Below are 14,421 nucleotides of genomic sequence, written 5' to 3'. Positions count from 1 at the left end.
CTGGGCGCGTCGCGCGAGCCCCGTGAACGTCCCGGCGAGCGCCGGTTGCTCCCGTGGGCCCGCTCGACCGATGCGCTGCACCGTGGAAGTGAAGGCTGACCCCGGGTAGGCGCGCGCGCCACGTCCGGCGCGCTTCGCCTGGCCGGCAGGCTCCAGGGTGCGCGGAGCCTTGGGTGCGCGGGGAAAGCGGTCGTCTCCTGACCGGCGCGCGAGCACCTCGCAGGAGACAGGCGCGCTCAGGGGCGGGGTGCCCCCCACCCCTGGCGCGCCGGATGGCCGCTACTCCTCGTTCACGGCGGTGAGCGTCTCCTCGGGGCGCGGCCGCGGGGCGACGTACGGCGCCTGGACCACCGGCTCGCCCTCGACAACGACCTGGAGGCGCTTGTAGGCGGGCAGCCCCGTCCCGGCCGGGATCAGGCGGCCCATGATGACGTTCTCCTTGAGACCGCGGAGATCGTCCGTCTTGCCGTTGATCGCGGCCTCGGTGAGCACCTTGGTCGTCTCCTGGAACGACGAGGCGCTGATGAACGACTCGGTCGACAGGCTGGCCTTGGTGATGCCGAGGAGGAGCGCCTCGGCGATGGCGGGCTTGCCGCCGCGCTCGAGGACGGTCTCGTTCTCCTTCTCGAAGATGTGCTTCTCGACCTGCTCGTCGACCAGGAAGTTGGTGTCGCCGACCTCGCGCACGCGGACCCGCCGGAGCATCTGCCGGACGATGACCTCGATGTGCTTGTCGTTGATACCGACGCCCTGGAGCCGGTAGACCTGCTGGATCTCGTTCACGAGCCAGGCCGACAGCTCCTTCTCGCCCTTCACCCGGAGGATGTCGTGCGGGTTCGGCGGGCCGTCCTGGAGGGGGTCACCCGCGCGCACCCGGTCGCCCGGCTGCACCTGGATGTGCTTGCCCTTCGGGATCAGGTACTCGCGCGCCTGATCGCCGAGCGCGTGCCCGTCCGGCGAGTACGGCGTGATGATGACCTTCCGCTTGCCCTTCGTGTCCTTGCCGAACGTGACCTCGCCGTCGATCTCGCTGATGATCGCGTGATCCTTCGGCTTGCGGGCCTCGAACAGCTCGGCGACGCGGGGCAGACCGCCGGTGATGTCCTGCACCTTCGTCGTGTCGCGCGGGATCTTGGCGATGACCTCGCCGGCCTCGATGAGATCCCCCTCCTGCGCGACGATGTGCGCGCCGACAGGGAGCAGGTAGCGCGCCTCGAGCTCGCTGTTCGGGAGCTTCAGCGTCCTGCCCGTCTCGGGGTCCTTCAGCGAGATGCGCGGGCGGACGTCGGCCGCCTTCGACTCGATGACGACCTTCCGGGAGAGGCCCGTCACCTCGTCGAGGCGATCCTGCACGCTGACGCCCTCGATGAGGTCGCCGAACTTCACCACGCCGGAGACCTCGGTGAGGATCGGCGTCGCGAACTGGTCCCACTCGGCGAGCAGCTCGCCGGGCTTCGTGCGCTCGCCGTCGGCCTTCTTGAGGATGGCGCCGTAGACGAGGCGGTTGTGCTCGCGCTCGCGGCCCGTCTCGTCGACGACCACGATCTCGCCGTGGCGGTTCATCACCACCATGGTGCCGTCCTTCTTCTTCTGGACGACCGCGCGGCGCAGGCGAACGGTGCCTTCGGTGCGGGCCTCGAGGTAGCTCGCCTCGATCTTGCCGCGCGCCGCGGTGCCGCCGATGTGGAACGTGCGCATCGTGAGCTGCGTACCGGGCTCGCCGATCGACTGGGCGGCGATGATGCCGACCGCCTCGCCGATGTTGACCCGGTAGCCGCGCGCGAGATCGCGCCCGTAGCACAGCGCGCACACCCCGCGGCGGAGCTGGCACGTGAGCACCGAGCGGATGACGACCTCCTCGATGCCGGCGTCCTCGATGGACCGCACCGCCTGCTCGTCGAGCTCGGTGTTCGCCGTGATGAGCACCTCGCCGGTGAGCGGGTCGACGACGTCCTCGAGCGCGACGCGGCCGAGGATGCGGTCGCCGAGCGGCTGGATGACCTCGCCGGCCTCCTCGAGCTTCGCCACGCGGATGCCGTCGAGGGTGCCGCAGTCGAACTCGGAGATGACCGCGTCCTGCGCCACGTCGACGAGGCGCCGGGTGAGGTAACCCGAGTTCGCCGTCTTGAGCGCCGTGTCCGCGAGGCCCTTCCGGGCGCCGTGCGTCGAGATGAAGTACTGGAGCACGCTGAGACCCTCGCGGAAGTTCGCGGTGATCGGCGTCTCGATGATCTCGCCGGACGGCTTGGCCATCAGGCCGCGCATGGCGGCGAGCTGCCGGATCTGCTGCGTGGAGCCGCGCGCGCCGGAGTCGGCCATGATGTAGATCGGGTTGAAGCTCGGCTCGATCGACTCCTTGCCCGTCTCATGGTCGACGACCGTCTCCTTGCCGATGCCGGCCATCATCTCGGTCGTCACCTGGTCGGCGATGCTCGCCCAGATGTCGACGATCTTGTTGTACCGCTCGCCGTCGGTGATGAGCCCCTCCTGGTACTGCTCGACGACGCGCTCGACCTCCTTCTGCGCCTCGCCGAGGAGGACCTTCTTGGCCGGGGGGATCACCATGTGATCCATGCAGATGGAGATGCCCGCCCGCATCGCGTGGTCGAAGCCGAGCGTGCGGAGCCGGTCCGCGAGGAGGACGGTCTCCTTGTTGCGGTGGATGCGGTAGCAGACGTCGATCAGCGCCGAGAGCGCCTTCTTGTCGAGGGTCTTGTTCGCGTACTCGAACGCGACGCCCTTCGGGAGCACCTCGGAGATGAGGACGCGGCCGACCGTCGTCTCGACGATGCGGCGCTTCACGTGGCCGTTCTCGTCGAGCTGCGGGTTGCCGTCATCGTCGATGACCGGGACGCGGACGCGGACGCCGGCGTGCAGCGCGACCTCGCCGTTGTCGTAGGCCATCCGCACCTCCTCGGGGGAGGCGTAGATGCCCCGGAGGTAGCCCTGCGCCACGCCGTCCTCGCCGAAGGAGAGGGTGTCGGCGCGGTAGGACCCCTTCTCGAACTTCCGCTCGCGGGTCGCGTAGTAGAGCCCGAGCACGATGTCCTGCGTCGGGTTGATGATCGGCTTGCCGCTCGCGGGCGAGAGGATGTTGTTCGTGCTCATCATGAGCACGCGCGCCTCCATCTGCGCCTCGACCGACAGCGGCACGTGGACCGCCATCTGGTCGCCGTCGAAGTCGGCGTTGAACGCCGCGCAGACCAGCGGGTGGAGCTGGATCGCCTTGCCCTCGATGAGGACCGGCTCGAACGCCTGGATGCCGAGGCGGTGCAGCGTCGGGGCGCGGTTCAGGAGCACCGGGTGCTCGCTGATGACCTCCTCGAGGATGTCCCAGACCTCCGGGCGCTCCTTCTCCACCATCTTCTTCGCGCTCTTGATGGTGTTGACGTAGCCGCGCTCTTCCAGCTTGTTGTAGATGAACGGCTTGAAGAGCTCGAGCGCCATCTTCTTGGGCAGACCGCACTGGTGCAGGCGCAGCGTCGGGCCGACGACGATGACGGACCGGCCCGAGTAGTCGACGCGCTTGCCGAGCAGGTTCTGGCGGAACCGGCCCTGCTTGCCCTTCAGCATGTCGGAGAGCGACTTGAGCGGGCGCTTGTTCGGACCGGTGATCGTCTTGCCGCGCCGGCCGTTGTCGAACAGCGCGTCGACCGCCTCCTGCAGCATCCGCCGCTCGTTCCGGATGATGATCTCCGGCGCGTTCAGCTCGAGGAGGCGCTTCAGGCGGTTGTTGCGGTTGATGACGCGCCGGTAGAGGTCGTTCAGATCGCTCGTCGCGAAGCGGCCGCCGTCCAGGGGGACGAGCGGGCGAAGATCCGGCGGCAGCACCGGGATCACGGTCAGCATCATCCACTCCGGCCGGTTTCCGCTCTCGCGGAAGGCCTCGACGACCTTCAGCCGCTTGGCGAGCTTCTTCCGCTTCGCCTCGCTGGTCGCGGCGCGCATCTCGGTCCTGAGCAGCTCTGCCAGGCCGTGGACGTCGACCTGCTTGAGCATCTCGAGGATCGCCTCGCCGCCCATCCCGGCGCTGAACTTGTCGTCACCGTACTCGTCGAGGAGCTGCAGATACCGCTCCTCGCTCAGGAGATCGCCCCGCATGAGGCCGGTCTCCTTCGGATCGATGACGATGTAGGCCTCGCAATAGAGCACCTTCTCCAGGTCCTTGAGCGTGATGTCGAGCATGTTGCCGATGCGCGACGGCAGGCTCTTCAGGAACCAGATGTGGGCCACCGGCGTGGCCAGCGAGATGTGCCCGAGCCGCTCGCGCCGGACCTTCGACTGGATGACCTCGACGCCGCACTTCTCGCACACGATCCCACGGTGCTTCATGCGCTTGTACTTGCCGCAATTGCACTCGTAGTCCTTCACCGGCCCGAAGATCTTGGCGCAGAACAGACCATCCCGCTCCGGCTTGAACGTCCGGTAGTTGATGGTCTCCGGCTTCTTGACCTCGCCGTGCGACCACTCGCGGATCTTCTCCGGGCTCGCGAGCGAGATGCGGATGGCGCTGAACGACAGCGGGTCTTTGGGCTTCTCGAAGAAGCTGAAGATGTCACGCATGGAGACCTCCGGAGACGGAAACGAAACCGATGAACCTGTCCGCGCCCACTGCGTCTGCCCTCGCGGGCGCGCCGCCCTCGCGGCGCGCCTCGCCCGTCATCACCGACAGCGCGCGCGGCGATCGTGACGTGACGAACTGCATCACTCCTCTTCCTCCGCGGCCGAGGCCTCCACGCCTCCGCTCGTCTCGACCAGCTCGACGTTCAGGCACAGCGACTGGAGCTCCTTGATGAGCACGTTGAAGCTCTCCGGCAGCCCCGCCTCCAGGGTGTAGTCCCCCTTCACGATGGCCTCGTACATCCGGGTGCGGCCCATCACGTCGTCGCTCTTCACCGTGAGGAACTCCTGCAGCGCGTAGGCCGCGCCGTAGGCTTCCATGGCCCAGACCTCCATCTCGCCGAGGCGCTGCCCGCCGAACTGCGCCTTGCCGCCGAGCGGCTGCTGCGTGACCAGCGAGTAGGGCCCGATCGAACGAGCGTGGATCTTGTCGTCGACAAGGTGGTGGAGCTTCAGCATGTACATGATGCCCACCGTGACGTTCTGGTCGAACGCATCGCCCGTCCGGCCGTCGAAGAGGATCGCCTGACCCGAGGTCGGGAGTCCGGCGAGGTCGAGGGCGCCCTTGATGTCGGACTCGTGCGCGCCGTCGAACACCGGCGATCCCATGAAGACGCCCTCATCGACCGTCTTGACGAAGCGCTTGACGTCGCCGTCGTCGAGGTCGTCGAAGAAGCCGTCCATCGACTCGTCGCCCGCGTAGATGGCCTTCAGGTGCTCCTTGATCTCCGCGGCAGACCGCTGCTGCTCCAGCATGCGCTGGAGCTGGTTGCCGAGCTCGAAGGCGCCCCACCCGAGGTGAATCTCGAGGATCTGGCCGACGTTCATGCGGCTCGGCACGCCGAGAGGATTGAGCACGAGGTCCACCGGCCTGCCGTCCTGGAGATACGGCATGTCCTCCTCGGGGAGGATCCGGCTGATGACACCCTTGTTGCCGTGGCGGCCCGCCATCTTGTCGCCGACCTGGAGCTTGCGCTTGATGGCGATATAGACCTTCACCATCTTGATGACGCCCGGCGGCAGCTCGTCGCCCTTGGAGAGGCGATCGATCTTGTCGCGGAAGTGCTCCTCGCGCGTGCGGACGAGCTCCTCGAGGTCGCGCAGGATCTGCTGGACCCGATCGGCGTCGTCGACGGGGATCTCGCCCCAGTACTTGCGCGGGATCTCGGCGAGCGACGCCTCGTCGATGATCGCGCCCTTCTGGAAGAGCACCTTGCCCTTGTCGTCGACGAGCTTGCCCGTCGTCTCCTTGCCGATGAGGATCTCGCGGATGCGGCGGAAGAACGAGTCGCGGAGGATCTTGATCTCCTCGTCGCGCGTCCGCTCGATCCGGGCCCGCTCCTGATCCTCGATGTCCCGCGCGCGGTCGTCCTTCTCGGTCCCCTTGCGCGAGAACACCCGGGCGTTGATGACGATCCCGCCGACGCCGGGCGGCACCTTGAGCGAGCTGTCGCGGACGTCGCCGGCCTTCTCGCCGAAGATCGCCCGGAGCAGCTTCTCCTCGGGCGAGAGCTGGGTCTCGCCCTTCGGGGTGATCTTGCCGACCAGGATGTCGCCCGGGCGCACCTCGGCCCCGATGCGCACGATGCCGGAGTCGTCGAGGTCCTTGAGCGCCTCCTCGCCGACGTTCGGGATGTCGCGGGTGATCTCTTCCTTGCCGAGCTTCGTGTCGCGGGCGACGCACTCGAACTCCTCGATGTGGATCGAGGTGAACACGTCGTCCTTGGCGATGCGCTCGGAGACCAGGATCGAGTCCTCGAAGTTGTAGCCCTGCCACGGCATGAACGCGACGAGCACGTTCTGGCCGAGCGCGAGCTCGCCCATGTCCGTCGACGGCCCGTCGGCGAGCACGTCGCCCTTCTTCACCACCTCGCCCGTCCTGACGACCGGCTTCTGCGTGTAGCAGGTCGACTGGTTCGAGCGCTGGAACTTCATGAGGTGGTAGATGTCGGGCACCTCGGCGCCCTCGCCCTCGGCGCGGACGACGATGCGCGTCGCGTCCACGCTCTCGACGACGCCGGGGCGCCGCGCGATGACGCAGACGCCGGAGTCGCGGGCGAGCCGCTCCTCCATGCCGGTGCCGACGAGCGGGGCGTGCGACTGGACGAGCGGCACGGCCTGGCGCTGCATGTTGGCGCCCATGAGCGCGCGGTTCGCGTCGTCGTGCTCGAGGAAGGGCACGAGCGCGGCGGCGACCGACACCATCTGGTTCGGCGCGACGTCCATCAGCTCGACCATCTCGGGCGTGACGATCTTGAACTCGCCGTTGTAACGAGCCGAGACGAGCGACTCCTTGAAGCGCCCGCCCTCGTCGAGGTTCACGGTCGCCTGCGCGATGTACTTGCCCTCTTCCTCGAGCGCGGAGAGCCAGATCACGTCCTCGGTCACCCGGCCGTTCTCGACCTTGCGGTAGGGCGTCTCGACGAAGCCGAACTCGTTCACGCGGGCGAACGTCGACAGCGACGCGATGAGGCCGATGTTCGGGCCTTCCGGCGTCTCGATCGGGCAGATACGACCGTAGTGGGTCGCGTGGACGTCGCGCACCTCGAAGCCCGCGCGCTCGCGGGTGAGGCCGCCGGGCCCGAGCGCCGACAGGCGGCGCTTGTGGGTGACCTCCGAGAGCGGGTTGGTCTGATCCATGAACTGCGAGAGCTGAGAGCTCCCGAAGTACTCCTTCACGACCGCGCTGACCGGCTTCGCGTTGATCAGGTCGTGCGGCATGAGCGTGTCGATCTCCTGCGACATGCTCATGCGCTCCTTGATCGCGCGCTCCATGCGGACGAGGCCGATGCGGTACTGGTTCTCCATCAGCTCGCCGACCGCGCGCACGCGGCGGTTGCCGAGGTGGTCGATGTCATCGACCGAGCCGCGGCCGTTCTTGAGCTCGATGAGGTGCCGCACCGTCTCCAGGATGTCCTGCGGCGTGAGCACGGTGAGATCGAGCCCCGGCCGCTCCTCCTCGGGGACGTCCCGGTAGAACTTGTAGTTCAGCTTCAGCCGGCCGACCTTCGACAGATCGTAGCGCTCGGCGTTGAAGAACAGGTTGTGGAACAGGGTCTTGGCGGTCTCGAGCGTGGGCGGATCGCCCGGCCGCAGGCGCCGGTAGATCTCCAGGATCGCGTCCTCCATCGTCTTCACCTTGTCGGTGAGCAGCGTGTCGCGGAGGTACGAGCCGACGTTGAGGCCGTCGATGAAGAGGATACGGAACTGCTCGATGTTCGCCTCGCGCAGCCGCTCGAGCTTCGCCTCGGTGAGCTCCTCGTTCACCTCGACCACGACCTCGCCCGTCTCGGGGTCGACGATGTCGTGCGCCGCCACCTTCCCGACGAGCTCCTCCGGCTCGAGGCTGAGCCGCTCGAGCTTCGCCTCCTTCATCTTCCGGATGGCAGCGCGCGTGAACTTCGTGTTCTTCTTGACGATGACGTCGTTGCCGATCTTGATGTCGCGCGTCGTCCGCTGACCGGCCAGGAGGTCGTACTCGATGCTCTTCGCGTACTTGCCCCCCTTCTCGAGGTACACGGTCTCCGTCGAGTAGAAGTAGTTCAGCAGGTCCTGCGTCGAGTAGCCGAGCGCGCGCAGCAGCACGGTCGCGTGCATCTTCCGCCGACGGTCGATGCGAACGTAGATGATGTCCTTCGGGTCGAACTCGAAGTCGAGCCACGAGCCGCGATAGGGGATGACGCGCGCCGAATAGAGCAGCTTGCCGCTCGAGTGCGTCTTGCCCTTGTCGTGATCGAAGAAGACGCCGGGGCTGCGGTGGAGCTGGCTGACGACGACGCGCTCGGTGCCGTTGATGATGAACGTGCCCGTCTCGGTCATCAGCGGCAGCTCGCCGAAGTAGACCTCCTGCTCCTTGATGTCGCGCACGATCCGCTCCCCGCCGTCGCGGGTGTCATAGATCATGAGCTGGTTCGTCACCTTGATCGGCGCCGAGTAGGTCATACCGCGCTGGCGACACTCATCGACGTCGTACTTCGGCGGCTCGAGGTTGTACGAGACGAAGACGAGCTCGCTCGTGCCGTTGAAGTCTTTGATCGGGAAGACCGAGCGGAACACCGCCTGCAGCCCGACCTCCTCCCGCTCGTTCGGCGGAACGCTCATCTGGAGGAATTTGTCGTAGCTCGACTTCTGGATGTCGATCAGGTTGGGGACGTCGATGATGCGACGAACGCGACCCAGGTTCTTACGGACGCGGAAGTTGGATTGGACGACCGACGGCATCGATTTCCTCCGGCTCACACGAGCAGTGCGGGGCGGGCGCACGGCTCGAACCGAGCAACGAACACGAAGCTACGCACCAATGGCGCGCGAGCGTCCCCAGGCTGTGAGGACCCAAAACGTTTTGGCTGTGGGGGCAGAGCGGACCGCGTGGCGACCCATTGAGCTCCGGCATTGGTCGAGGACCCGCACCCGCGGTCCTCTTCAGAGTTGACCGAGGACCCGTACCAGTGGTCCTCTTCTTCAGCAGCGGTCGAGGACCCGTACGCGCAGTCCTCGTCGGAGGGCCCGCACGCGCGGTCCCTTTTTTCAGACAAAAGCGGGACGTGCGGCAGGGACGACCGCCCCTGCCGCCGTCCTCCGGCGGATCCCGATTTCCCTAGCAGGGAGCGGTGATCGTTACTTGAGCTCGACGGTAGCACCTGCCTCGACGAGCTTCTTCTTCATCTCCTCCGCGTCCGCCTTGGAAACCTGCTCCTTGACGGTCTTCGGCGCGGCCTCGACCAGGTCCTTCGCCTCCTTCAGGCCCAGACCGGTGATCTCGCGGATCGCCTTGATGACGCCGATCTTGTTGCTGCCGGCGTTCGCGAGGACGACGTCGAACTCGGTCTGCTCCGGGGCCTTCTCGGCCGGAGCGGCGCCGGCGGCGGGGCCAGCCGCGACAGCGACGGCCGCGGGGGCAGCCTTGACGCCCCACTTGTTCTCGAGGTCCTTGATGAGCTCGGCGATCTGGATGACAGGGAGGTTGGAGAGGTAATCGACGACCTGCTCGCGCGTGATCTCAGCCATTGCAAGACTCCTTCAAACTCTTCTGCGCGCCCCGGGGGAGGGGGCCATGTAAACCAAAACCAGACGGGCGCAAGGCCCAATTGATACGAAAGCGCCCGCTCAGCCCGACGAGCCCGCGTCCTCCTTCGCCTTCAGGAGATAGGCGAAATTCTGGAGCGGTGCGTTGAGCTGCTGAACGAACTGCTGGAGCGGCGCCTGGAGCGTCGCGAGCAGCGTGGCACGAAGCTCATCCTTGCCGGGCATCGTCGCGAGCTGCGTCTCGACGGCGTCGCCCGAGAGGATCTGCCCCTCGATGAGCCCGGCCTTGATCTGGAGCTTCTGGTTGTCCTTGCGGAAAGCCTTGACGACCTTGGCCGCCGCGCTCGGATCCTCGTAGCTCCAGGCCACGCCGGTCATGCCGGTCAGGCTCTTCGCGAGGGTGTTCGCCCAGGGGTGCTCCTTGATGGCGTGGCGGACGAGCGTGTTCTTCACGACCCGGTACTCGACGCCGGACTTCCGGAACTCATCGCGAAGCTTGGTGACCGCCTCGACGTTCATCCCCTTGAAATCCAGGAAGACCGCGGAAGACATCCGCTCGAACTTCTGCCGGACCGAGCCGACGACCGCTTCCTTCTGGGACCGTTCCATGGGCTACGCCTCCTCTGCCTTCCCGATGAAGTGGACCGGGTCGATACGAACCCCCGGGCCCATCGTCGAGGACATCGTGATGCTCCGGAGGTAGACGCCCTTCGCCGTCGCCGGCTTGGCCCGGACGAGCGCCTGGATCAGCGCGTCCGCGTTCGCCTGGAGCGCGTTCTCCGCGAAGGAGACCTTGCCGATCCGGGCGTGCACGATGCCCGCCTTCTCGACGCGGTACTCGACCTTGCCGGCCTTGGCCTCCGATACGGCCGTCTTCACGTCGAACGTCACGGTCCCGACCTTCGGGTTCGGCATCAGGCCGCGCGGACCGAGGATACGACCGAGCTTGCCCACCAGACCCATCATGTCCGGCGTGGCGATCACGCGATCAAAGTCCATGAAGCCTTCCTGGACCTTGTTCACGAGATCGGCCTCGCCGACGAAGTCGGCCCCGGCGGCCTCCGCCTCCTTGGCCTTCTCGCCCTTGGCGAATACGAGGACCCGGAGCGACTGCCCCGTGCCGGCCGGGAGCACCACGGCGCCGCGGACCATCTGGTCAGCGTGCCGCGGGTTGACCCCGAGCCGGACCGCGAGGTCCACGGTCTCGTCGAACTTGGCCGGTGCGGCTTGCTTCACCAGCGCGCACGCCTCCGGCAACGTGTACTTTCGAGCGCGATCGACGACTGCTCGCGCTGCGAGTTTCTTCTTGGCGACTTTCGGCACATGCCCTCCTTCTTAACGGCTCTCGCCTCCCACGGTGCGCCTTAAACTACCGTGGTAAGTCCTTGCACTGCTCGCCGGGGCGCCCCCTCTCGAGGGACGCCGGGGCGGCGCGCCCCGATCGCGGGGCGCGGCTGCGACAAACCTCAGTCGACGATGTCGATGCCCATCGAGCGGGCGGTGCCCGCCATGCTGCGCATCGCGGACTCGAGGTTCGTCGTGTTCATGTCCTGCATCTTGAGCTGGGCAAGCTCCTGCAGCTGCTTCTGCGTCACCTTGCCCACCTTGACCTTGTTGGGCTCCTTGGAGCCCGCGCCCGGCTTCTTCTTCGTCTCGAGCCCCGCCGCCTTCTTGAGGAGCACGGAGGCCGGCGGCGTCTTCATGATGAACGTGAACGAGCGGTCCGAGTAGACCGTGATCACCACCGGGATGATCATGTCTCCCTGCGCCGCCGTCCGCGAGTTGAAGTCCTTGCAGAACGCCATGATGTTGACGCCGTGCTGGCCGAGCGCCGGACCGACGGGGGGCGACGGGTTGGCCTTGCCCGCCGGAAGCTGCAGCTTCACATACCCAGTGACTTTCTTCGCCATGATGAATCTCGCACCCTATCGAACCGCCGCCCGACGGGCGGTCTACTTTTCAGAGAAACAGTGAGGGACCGCGGAGGCGCGGTCCTCGCCCACAGGTTTGCAGCCGCTCGTCCCTGGCTAGCGCTTCTCCACGGCAGAGAAGTCGAGTTCGACGCTGGTGGGCCGACCGAAGATGCTGACCTTCACCTTGAGCTTCTGCTTGTCCATCTTCACGTCGTCGACCGTGCCGGTGAAGTTCGCGAAGGCGCCGTCGAGCACCCGCACCTCCTCACCCACCTCGAACGTGAGCCGCGGCTTCGGCTTGACCGACCCCTCGACGATCCCGCGCCGGAGATTGTCGATCTGAACGAGCGGGACCTCCTGGGGCGTCTGGTTGCCGATGAAGCCGGTCACCTTGGGCGTGTCCTTGACCAGGTGCCAGACCTGCTCGTTCATGTCCATCTCGACGAAGATGTAACCGGGCAGGCTGAGCTTCTGACGAACGCGGGTCTTGCCACCGGGACGGTTCTCCGTGACCGTCTCGCTCGGGATGAGGATCTCGCCGAACCGATCTTCCAGTCCGTACTGCTTCACGCGCTGCTGGAGCGCGTCGCGCACCTTCGCCTCGTATCCCGAGTAGGTATGGATGACGTACCACTTCTTGGCCATGGCGCTTGGTTCCCTCAGGATCTCCCTGCTTCAGCTTCCATCGCCGTAAACGATGTTGGTCACGAATGCCCAGAAGCGGTCGAGCAGCGCCAGGTAGAGGGTCGCCACGGTGGTCGTCGCGATCACGACGAACGTCGAGTTCGTCACCTCTTTCTTGGTGGGCCACTTCACCTTGGCAAGCTCGGAAGCGACCTCGTCGGCCCAGGTGCGGAGCTCCGCGTTGCGGAACGAACGCAGCACGACAACGAGCGCGATGATGCCGCCGATGACCATGCCGTAGGTCGCCTGGTCGTCGTCGCCCACCGCAGACACCGCCGGCAGCGTCCGGCTGAACCAGTCCTTGTTGGAGAGGGCCGACCAGAGGCTGTGGACGATCTTGCCGAGCAGGTAGGCGAGCAGCATCCCGCCGGCAAAGAAGCCGGCGAGCACGTAGCGCTCGGTGCCGAGCTGAGTCGCTGCGACCTCTTCTTCGTCCTCGTCGGTCTCACCGGCGCGTTGCGCCTCGGTGGCTTCGGAGCCTTCCGCGTCAGCGGTCCCCGGCTCCTCGCTCCGCGTCGCGAGGGACGACGTCTCGGCGGGCGCGGCCGTTCCAGATTCCTCCGGCTCCCCATCCTCCGCGACCTTCGGCGTCTGCTTGTCTTTTTGACCCTTCGCCATAACCACACCAAACGCGCCGACCCGCGGCAGGCGGAAGCCTGCTCGATGGGGTTCCGAGGGCCGCCCCTCGGCGCCCACATTCCCCGGCAGGGGCAGAGAGGCTCGAACTCCCGACCTGCGGATTTGGAATCCGCTGCTCTACCAACTGAGCTATACCCCTAGAACTGCTGCGCCTTCCTGAGCACGCGTTCACTTCGTCTCGTTGTGAACCGTGTGCTTCTTGCACTGCTTGCAGAACTTCTTGAGCGAAACCACCTGGTCGGGCGCCTTCGTCGTCTTGTAGTTCCGCGACTTGCACTCGCAGCAGGCCAGTGAGACGGCGATGCGCGCCGCACGCCACCCACCGGCCTGCTCGCCCACGTCGGCCTCCCTACGCGAGGATCTTCGTGACGACGCCGGCGCCCACCGTCTTGCCGCCCTCGCGGATGGCGAAGCGCATCTGCTCCTCCAGCGCGACCGGGGCGATGAGCTCGATCGTCATCGTGATGTTGTCGCCCGGCATCACCATCTTCACCCCCTCGGGGAGGTTCACCGTGCCGGTCACGTCCGTCGTCCGGATGTAGAACTGCGGCCGGTAGTTGGTGAAGAACGGCGTGTGGCGCCCGCCCTCCTCCTTCTTGAGGACGTACACCTCACCGGTGAACTTCGTGTGCGGCGTGATCGACCCGGGCTTCGCGAGCACCTGGCCGCGCTCGATCTCTTCCTTCTCCACGCCGCGGAGCAGACACCCGACGTTGTCGCCCGCCTGCCCCTGATCGAGCAGCTTCCGGAACATCTCGACGCCGGTGACGACCGACTTCTTCGTGTCCTTGAAGCCGATGATCTGGACCTCGTCGCCGACCTTGATCACGCCGCGCTCGATGCGGCCCGTGGCCACCGTGCCGCGGCCCTTGATCGAGAACACGTCCTCGATCGCCATCAGGAACGGCTTGTCGATGTCGCGCACCGGCTCGGGGATGTAGCTGTCGAGCGCGTTGAGGAGCTGCTGGATCGTCTCCTCCCACTTCGGGTCGCCCTGCAGCGCAGGCAGCGACGCGCCCCGGACGACCGGCGCGTTGTCGCCGTCGAACTTGTACTTCGACAGGAGCTCGCGGACCTCCATCTCGACGAGGTCGAGCATCTCCGGGTCGTCCACCGCGTCGCACTTGTTGAGGAACACGACGATGTGGTTCAGGCCGACCTGCCGGGCGAGGAGCACGTGCTCGCGCGTCTGCGGCATCACGCTGTCGAGCGACGACACGACGAGGATCGCCCCGTCCATCTGCGCCGCGCCGGTGATCATGTTCTTGATGTAGTCGGCGTGCCCCGGGCAGTCGACGTGCGCGTAGTGGCGCTTCTCCGACTCGTACTCCACGTGCGCCGCGGCGATGGTCACCGTCTTCGTCTCGTCACGGACCGTCCCGCCCTTGGCGATGTCGGCGTACGAGATCGCCTTCGCCAGCTGGCGCTTCGACTGCACCTTGACGAGCGCGGCCGTGAGCGTGGTCTTGCCGTGGTCGATGTGGCCGATGGTGCCCACGTTCACGTGCGGCTTCGTACGAGTGAATTTCTCCTTGGCCAT

11 protein-coding genes and 1 tRNA gene are annotated in these 14,421 nt (G+C 66.5%); all 12 read right to left on the bottom strand.

The window, feature by feature from the left end:
- Positions 1–279 precede the first annotated feature (279 nt).
- Positions 280–4,563: a DNA-directed RNA polymerase subunit beta' gene (gene rpoC, locus WMF24_RS02555; protein ID WP_437734736.1), complete on the bottom strand. Its 4,284-nt coding sequence runs from the start codon at positions 4,561–4,563 to the stop codon at positions 280–282.
- Entirely contained in the window at positions 4,556–4,705 is a 150-nt protein-coding gene (locus WMF24_RS02550) for a hypothetical protein (RefSeq protein WP_437734735.1), read from the bottom strand. The genes rpoC and WMF24_RS02550 overlap by 8 nt, the downstream gene beginning before the upstream one ends.
- On the bottom strand, positions 4,705–8,841 hold the full coding sequence (gene rpoB / locus WMF24_RS02545) for a DNA-directed RNA polymerase subunit beta (RefSeq protein ID WP_437734734.1): 4,137 nt from the start codon (positions 8,839–8,841) through the stop codon (positions 4,705–4,707). The genes WMF24_RS02550 and rpoB overlap by 1 nt, the downstream gene beginning before the upstream one ends.
- Positions 8,842–9,237: 396 nt before the next feature.
- Positions 9,238–9,627 (bottom strand): 50S ribosomal protein L7/L12, encoded by a 390-nt coding sequence (gene rplL / locus WMF24_RS02540; protein ID WP_436613115.1) that lies wholly within the window; start codon positions 9,625–9,627, stop codon positions 9,238–9,240.
- 99 nt (positions 9,628–9,726) lie between these two features.
- Positions 9,727–10,254 carry a 50S ribosomal protein L10 gene (rplJ, locus tag WMF24_RS02535; RefSeq protein ID WP_437636072.1) on the bottom strand — a complete coding sequence of 176 codons (528 nt, stop codon included), beginning with the start codon at positions 10,252–10,254 and terminating at the stop codon, positions 9,727–9,729.
- A 3-nt stretch (positions 10,255–10,257) separates the two neighbouring features.
- The gene (gene rplA / locus WMF24_RS02530; protein ID WP_437734733.1) at positions 10,258–10,968 is read right to left on the bottom strand and encodes a 50S ribosomal protein L1; all 711 of its coding nucleotides are present in this window, start codon (positions 10,966–10,968) and stop codon (positions 10,258–10,260) included.
- A gap of 143 nt (positions 10,969–11,111) precedes the next feature.
- The gene (gene rplK / locus WMF24_RS02525) at positions 11,112–11,555 is read right to left on the bottom strand and encodes a 50S ribosomal protein L11 (protein ID WP_129572915.1); all 444 of its coding nucleotides are present in this window, start codon (positions 11,553–11,555) and stop codon (positions 11,112–11,114) included.
- A gap of 117 nt (positions 11,556–11,672) precedes the next feature.
- Positions 11,673–12,203 carry a transcription termination/antitermination protein NusG gene (gene nusG / locus WMF24_RS02520; protein WP_436613119.1) on the bottom strand — a complete coding sequence of 177 codons (531 nt, stop codon included), beginning with the start codon at positions 12,201–12,203 and terminating at the stop codon, positions 11,673–11,675.
- A gap of 30 nt (positions 12,204–12,233) precedes the next feature.
- Positions 12,234–12,938, bottom strand: a complete 705-nt coding sequence (secE, locus tag WMF24_RS02515; protein WP_437734732.1) for a preprotein translocase subunit SecE — start codon at positions 12,936–12,938, stop codon at positions 12,234–12,236.
- A 9-nt stretch (positions 12,939–12,947) separates the two neighbouring features.
- Positions 12,948–13,020: transfer RNA gene (locus tag WMF24_RS02510), tRNA-Trp, on the bottom strand.
- Between the two features lie 29 nt (positions 13,021–13,049).
- Entirely contained in the window at positions 13,050–13,220 is a 171-nt protein-coding gene (gene rpmG, locus WMF24_RS02505; RefSeq protein WP_020732607.1) for a 50S ribosomal protein L33, read from the bottom strand.
- A 10-nt stretch (positions 13,221–13,230) separates the two neighbouring features.
- Complete coding sequence (tuf, locus tag WMF24_RS02500) at positions 13,231–14,421, bottom strand: elongation factor Tu (protein WP_020733175.1); 1,191 nt, start codon at positions 14,419–14,421, stop codon at positions 13,231–13,233.

It is taken from the genome of Sorangium sp. So ce1335 (assembly GCF_051521615.1).
Taxonomy (GTDB): Bacteria; Myxococcota_A; Polyangia; order Polyangiales; family Polyangiaceae; genus Sorangium.
The sequence above is the reverse complement of the archived record's forward strand: the minus strand, read 5'-3'. Positions and strand labels throughout refer to the sequence as shown.

Bases quoted from the DNA above. Each gene is read 5' to 3' on its own strand.
- rpoC (WP_437734736.1), bottom strand. From the start codon at position 4,563: ATGCGTGACATCTTCAGCTTCTTCGAGAAGCCCAAAGACCCGCTGTCG.
- WMF24_RS02550 (WP_437734735.1), bottom strand. From the start codon at position 4,705: ATGCAGTTCGTCACGTCACGATCGCCGCGCGCGCTGTCGGTGATGACG.
- rpoB (WP_437734734.1), bottom strand. From the start codon at position 8,841: ATGCCGTCGGTCGTCCAATCCAACTTCCGCGTCCGTAAGAACCTGGGT.
- rplL (WP_436613115.1), bottom strand. From the start codon at position 9,627: ATGGCTGAGATCACGCGCGAGCAGGTCGTCGATTACCTCTCCAACCTC.
- rplJ (WP_437636072.1), bottom strand. From the start codon at position 10,254: ATGGAACGGTCCCAGAAGGAAGCGGTCGTCGGCTCGGTCCGGCAGAAG.
- rplK (WP_129572915.1), bottom strand. From the start codon at position 11,555: ATGGCGAAGAAAGTCACTGGGTATGTGAAGCTGCAGCTTCCGGCGGGC.
- nusG (WP_436613119.1), bottom strand. From the start codon at position 12,203: ATGGCCAAGAAGTGGTACGTCATCCATACCTACTCGGGATACGAGGCG.
- tuf (WP_020733175.1), bottom strand. From the start codon at position 14,421: ATGGCCAAGGAGAAATTCACTCGTACGAAGCCGCACGTGAACGTGGGC.